The sequence below is a fragment of the Pseudidiomarina sp. genome, assembly GCF_048267825.1.
In the GTDB taxonomy this organism is placed as follows: Bacteria; Pseudomonadota; Gammaproteobacteria; order Enterobacterales; family Alteromonadaceae; genus Pseudidiomarina.
This window is the reverse complement of the sequence record NZ_JBLWWR010000029.1, coordinates 1-5,726: the sequence shown is the minus strand read 5'-3', so window position 1 is coordinate 5,726 and position 5,726 is coordinate 1. Positions and strand designations below refer to the sequence as shown.

Genomic DNA, 5,726 nt, shown 5'->3' with positions numbered 1-5,726 from the left:
CGGACCACCGGAAAAGGCCGGCGCACACCCCGGGCTGCTGTCGCTCTTGCGTACAGCCTGGATGGTGGCTGTTCGTGGCTTGCCGGCAACCAGTGGAGACAAGTCACGCATGACAAAGCCGCTGTCATTAAAGGTCATGCTGCAGTTGGCAGATACGACGCCATCCACCTGGCAAAGGGTCGGATTGCTCGGCGCTGGGCTAGCAGCACTAACGGAGAGGATAACGGTTTGTGCCGTACGCACGGCCACGCTGCCTGTGCCCTGGCCCGTGAAAGTCATCGCTGTGCCGCCAGGGGTGATCATCAGGGTGCTGGAGCTGCTGGAAACAGTGCTGCACTCGGCATTCATGCAGGCTGAAACCAAAACGCTCTGTGCCTGGCAGGTCAGGGCCTGGCTGGCAAAGGAGAGCCGGTAATGGTGCACACCGGCTACGGGTGCTTCGCCGCTGCAGAGTTTTGCTGGCGTGGTTATAGAAGGAACACAGACACCGTAGATAAAACTGTTACCGGTGCCCTTGATCGTCTGGTTATGCCACGTAGCGGCGGTGACGTTGCCATTGACGGTAGATTTATCGAGCGAAACCTGGTTCGTTGTATTCAGATTTCCAGTGACCTGCGCGCTGGAGAGCAAAATATCAGCCGATACGGCCGAAACGTTGCCATAGAGAGAAAGACTTGAAAGGCTGATATCACAACAGCCTCCGCTGATATTGCCGCGCAGCGTGCCTCCTATGACAGTAATGGTTCCATTACTACTGGAAATGTCGCCCGTCACGTCAGTGCTGCTCAGGCTGACTGCGTTGCTGGCACTGACGGCGCCTGTGATGCGACTACCCACCAAACTAATACCCGCATTATTTGCCCGCAGGTTCCCTGTCACCGTCGCGCCAGTCAGTTCGATAAGCGCATTTGCCTGAATGTCACCAAATACCACCGCACCGCTTGAACTGGTGACAGTGCCGTAAGTTGAAAGCAAAGCGATCGGCGCACTAGCGCTGCCTATCTGCCCGTTACCCAGCGAGAAACCATTATTTGCCCGCAGGGTGCTGGCGCGACTGGCAGTGACGACATCGTTGTTACTCAGGCTTACCCGACCGTTCCCGGTACAGATATAGGTATCGCCATCGACACTCCAAGTGGTGGAACATGGCGGATACTGACCGCTGCTGAGGTCATAGGTCGCGGCAACCCCCACACTGCCAGCACCGAGCAGCAGGCACCCCGTGATCAGGCGCAACAGACCTTCCATTTTCAGTCTCATCCCCCACCTCCAGCCGGCACAACGAACTCAACCACCGCTTCCAATCGCCGAAAGGCATAATCGGGTTGTCCCGGCGCACCGTATTGCGCCTGAGAAACCAGACGATACAGGCGAAGGGTTTGCTGCTCTTCGTCCAGAAAAGCACTCGGGGTCATATCGCAGTCTGTGACCTGAATGCTGAACCCATCCAGCCCCGGCAGGGTAAACGACGACAATGACGGACAGCTGCCTTTTGCCGCCGTGGCTATCGCAATCTCCAGACCTGCATTCGCCGCCTGCCACGCTCGCGCCTGCTGCAGCGCCAGACTACCGGTACTGCTTTGCACCACCGACAATCGCGCCATGGCCGTAATTGCACCAGCGACCACCACAATGAGGAACAGCGCTGCGACCAGGCCAAAACCCCGCTGACCTGGGGAGAATCCTGTTTCAGGGCGCATTGTTCACCTGTACTTGGCGCACCAGAGTCACCCGCTCACCTTTCTGCTCCAGTGTCACCTGCAGCGTCGCAAGGCCAAGACGGCTGTTATCACCCGGCTCGTAAACGAACCGGCATTCACGGAGGGACCCGAGCACTACCTGGCTCGACAAACTGGTGCTGAAGGCCAGATCCGACGCACTTTCGCGAAGCAGGCGGGAGCCCTCACAGCGATAGCGAACCACCTCCCGCGCCAGGTAGAAACGATGCTGCGGTGAGGCATATTTAAACTGAAATCCAGGTGCGGTACCGATGAGGCTAGTACCGCTCAATTGGAACACACGATCCGACATGACGGATGGGTTGACCGACTGTGAACTCCACACGCTGCTGCCAGGCATGTCACCGCCCGTGTTGTAAATTATCAGCCAGTGTTGGCCGGTCGGCACGTTCGCCGGGCTACCCAGCACTGGAATCATGCAGTTACCCGTAACCGGACATCGCGGCGGATCGAAGCGCTCCGTTCCAGCATCCATCGTGTTGGCCTGGTATCTGCCAGCTGTGCTGATGCTCATCAGTCGCAGCGATACACCCGCCCCTTCCTGGCAGGTGTCTCCAAGGCACAGTGAATTGGGGACGGCATCGCGAATGTCCCGAGCGATCCTCGAAAGGCCCATTGCAGCCAGATCAGTCAGTTCGGCTCGGCGACTGCTATCAAAGAAGCCCTGTAGCGGACGGGTCATCACGGTGGAAATCATCACCATGACGATTCCGGACAGAGCGATCACCATGACGAGCTCGACCAGCGTAAACCCTCGCCTGGGCCTCTGAAGTTCGGTCGGTTTCATATCAGTACTCAGTCCGGTAGCCGGTGAGACGCAGCGTCCTGCCGGTCGGGTCGGTGACATCCACATCGATGCGCTTGCCCGGCTGTCCACCAATGCTGTAGTCCGAAACCACAGCGCCGACGCTATAGTTTTCCAGCGCCTCAATGCCGCTGCCATCCCGATATTGCGGCTCCCTCGGAGCGATATCGGCAATAGCGTTAAACGGCACGGACTGCATCTCCTCCATTAGCGACTCAGCCAGGTGCAGGCTTTGAACTCCTAACATCGGATCAGCAGATCGAGCAGTGATGCTGGCCGTGGCGGAAAACAACGCGGCGGCAGCAATGCCAATGATGACGATGGTGATGGCCAGTTCGACGAGGGTCATGCCGTTTTGCTTGCGGGGGGCGGCAAGTGCTGGAGGACGGTTGGGTTGCCGGGGGGCTGCAAGCGGCGGCATCGTCAATTCCTTCTGCAGTCAGCGGCGGTGACGGGCAGGCTGCCGCTGTTGCTCAGAGGGAGGAACTGCGGTGCATTACCTGGTTTTCCGGACGCCCACGCTGCTGTTGTAGGGGCGAATTTATTTGCCTGGCCGTGTGCGATCAGCCCATTCGGAAGGTGCGACCGGCCTTGCAGTGTCAGACCACGTGGGTTGAGGCTAGGGTGTTTGTCGTCGCGCCGCAGGTGTCCAGGCGTTCGGTGCCGGGCGAATAAATTCGCCCCTATGGGAAGTACAGTGCAGGTGATTAACCCGGTGGTCATTGCATGACCTCGATAAAGCCGGTGGCGGCGTGAACCCTGAACGAAAAGCTGCCGACCGTTACGGTGTTATTCCCGCCGCTGCAATCAACAGATGAATTGTCCGTAATGCAACCGAGCGAATTGAACTCGATATCCATTCCATCTTGAACTGCAACATTAGCCGGAGGTTGTATTGGATAGTTTTTATCGGAAGGATCTTTGATCTGAACACCACTACAAGCGCCAGCGCCATAAGCCAGCGCATAACCGCTGTTATTTACTTCTACATTGACCACGCAAGCACTAGCCACTGCCAGTTTCTGTGCATAGCGAACAGTCGAGAGCACTTCTTCAAAATAAAAGCGTTCATCAAAGTTGCTTTTGGTAAAGAAACGCGGCCCCACCACAGCGGCTAGAATGCCCATAATCACGATGGTCATGACTAACTCGACGATGGTGAAGCCGCGTTGGTATTTCATATGATCTTGTTCAAACACAAGCTAAGGCCAGCCGTAACGTAGGGCGGATGAAACCCGCCGGGTGATGAGCCCGCGAGTTGCGCCTTCCGAGTGCTTCCAACCGTTGTGCAAACCGTCAGGATTCGGCGGGTTGCACCCGCCCTACATGGCTGCTTCACCACTGGCCAACCCTTTTTTCAAATGATTTGAGCCGGTAACTGACCAGCCGCAAGAGTCCGTGGCAACCCGGCCAAAAGCCGGGTTGCGGTGCAGACGTAGGGTGAGTGAAATCTGCCAGCCATAGACAATAAGCTTCAGACATAGGCGGGTTAACTTACCCTGGCGTGCCCAATGGGTTATTCAGAACTTATTGAGCAGCACATGTTTTTCCATTGGCTCCTGTGATCTCACCGATCTTAGCAGGCGTGGGCGACGTAGAAGGCGCTACAGGTGCGGCAGCATTAGAGTATGTAAATGAACATGCTCCTAGCTTAATGGTTCCTGCAGTTGAAGTAACAAATTCAGTACTCAATTGAGCTGCGAGCAGAATAGAGTCTTGGTCAGCATAACCGTACAACAGGTCAATCTCTGTTCCTTCGAGCTCAACCGTCCCGGTCGCTCCAGTCTCATTCTTAGCAAGGGCAGCGGCATGTACGATGCCGCTTGCCGAGCGCACAGCACCCTGCGCAGCAGCAATCGAAGAGTACCGTGCATCACCACTAAAATCCGCAAACTTCGGCAGCGCAAACGCTGCCAAAATCCCCAAAATCACAATAACCATAATCAACTCGATCATGGTGAAGCCGCTCTGTTGCTTTTTCATGGTGTTGCTCCTTTTTGCGTTATTCAAAAGTTACGGCGACTTCGCCGGTGTTGCTGTTGTATTCGATGAAATCGTCGTTTCCATCGAGGGTGTAGCGATAGAGGCAGCGATGGCCCTGGGCCTCGGCGCGGAAGGTTGGCTGGTCGCCGGTAACGCTGGCTGCCGATGCTTGCAGCAGGTTCGCCCACAGGTTCATGCACTCCTGCTGACTCATGCTGGTGATGGCGCCGGGGCTGCCGCTCCGCTCGGTGCCGACGGGCCAGCCGAGGGCGTTGACGTCGATGGTGCCGTTGCCATAACCCAGCACATTGATTTGGCAGTTACCGGCCACGCAGCTGTTGCTGCCGCCGTTGCGGTTAAGTTCGTACTGGCCGCGCACCATGGAGACCGCCGAGGTGAAGGCGCCGCCGGCGCTGCGCACGGTGGCCCGATGGGCATCCTTCGCCGAGTCAATAAAGTGCGGCAGTGCCACGGCGGCGAGAATGCCAAGGATGGCGATGACCACGACCAGCTCGATCATGGTGAAGCCCTGATTTTTCTGCATTGCGCGTATCCGCTGCTGTTTTTCGTTCATCTGCTCACCTTTGCTGTCGGCACGGGCGTATTGCCGTGCTGGTCGCATTTCGTCGTTCGTTGCGGTAGTCATTACCCCCTCCCCTGCGCCGCGCTACCCAACTCCCACATCGGCAAAAACACACCCAGCGCCAGTACCAGCAGCATCACGCCCATGCAAACGATAAGGATCGGCTCGATGGCATCGGCCAGTTGCTTCAGGTCGTAGTCAACTTCCTGTTCGTAAAAATCAGCCACTTCGATAAAGAGGTCGTCCAGCGCGCCGGTTTCTTCGCCGACTGCCATCATTTGCAGGACCAGTGGGGTGAACAGGCCAGAGTTGTGGGCCGAGCGAGTCAGCGCTTCGCCGCGTTCGACGCTTTCACGGATGCCGAGAATCGCCTGGCCGATATGCTGGTTACCAACGCTGGCACTGTTGATCGAGAGGGTCTGCAGCAACGGCACGCCGGCGCGGTACATCATCGCGAAGGTTCGGGTGAAACGTGCCAGGGCGATGCGTTCGAAGATGCCGCCGACAATGGGCAGGCGCAGTTTGATGCGGTCCCATTGGAGTCGTCCGGCATCGGTCTCGATCCATTTGAAGAAGGCGTAAAGCCCGCCAACGATGCCCAGCAGCAACAGCCACC

At 57.3% G+C, this 5,726-nt stretch carries 8 protein-coding genes; all 8 read right to left on the bottom strand.

From position 1 onward, the window contains the following. Positions 1–1,248: DUF6701 domain-containing protein (locus tag ACN0UN_RS11655; RefSeq protein WP_417660115.1), on the bottom strand; the 1,248-nt coding region annotated here is incomplete at its 3' end. 8 nt (positions 1,249–1,256) lie between these two features. Further along, positions 1,257–1,628, bottom strand: a complete 372-nt coding sequence (locus ACN0UN_RS11650) for a hypothetical protein (RefSeq protein ID WP_417660114.1) — start codon at positions 1,626–1,628, stop codon at positions 1,257–1,259. A 61-nt stretch (positions 1,629–1,689) separates the two neighbouring features. After that, the gene (locus ACN0UN_RS11645; RefSeq protein ID WP_417660113.1) at positions 1,690–2,526 is read right to left on the bottom strand and encodes a PulJ/GspJ family protein; all 837 of its coding nucleotides are present in this window, start codon (positions 2,524–2,526) and stop codon (positions 1,690–1,692) included. 1 nt (position 2,527) lies between these two features. After that, positions 2,528–2,965, bottom strand: a complete 438-nt coding sequence (locus ACN0UN_RS11640) for a prepilin-type N-terminal cleavage/methylation domain-containing protein (protein WP_417660112.1) — start codon at positions 2,963–2,965, stop codon at positions 2,528–2,530. Positions 2,966–3,263: 298 nt separating this feature from the next. Then, positions 3,264–3,725, bottom strand: a complete 462-nt coding sequence (locus ACN0UN_RS11635; protein WP_417660111.1) for a pilus assembly FimT family protein — start codon at positions 3,723–3,725, stop codon at positions 3,264–3,266. A gap of 346 nt (positions 3,726–4,071) precedes the next feature. Next, positions 4,072–4,527: a pilin gene (locus ACN0UN_RS11630; RefSeq protein WP_417660110.1), complete on the bottom strand. Its 456-nt coding sequence runs from the start codon at positions 4,525–4,527 to the stop codon at positions 4,072–4,074. Positions 4,528–4,546: 19 nt separating this feature from the next. Beyond that, positions 4,547–5,173 carry a type II secretion system protein gene (locus ACN0UN_RS11625; protein WP_417660109.1) on the bottom strand — a complete coding sequence of 209 codons (627 nt, stop codon included), beginning with the start codon at positions 5,171–5,173 and terminating at the stop codon, positions 4,547–4,549. Further along, positions 5,173–5,726 (bottom strand): type II secretion system F family protein (locus ACN0UN_RS11620; protein ID WP_417660108.1); only part of this gene is annotated, 554 nt, incomplete at its 5' end. The genes ACN0UN_RS11625 and ACN0UN_RS11620, both read right to left, overlap by 1 nt.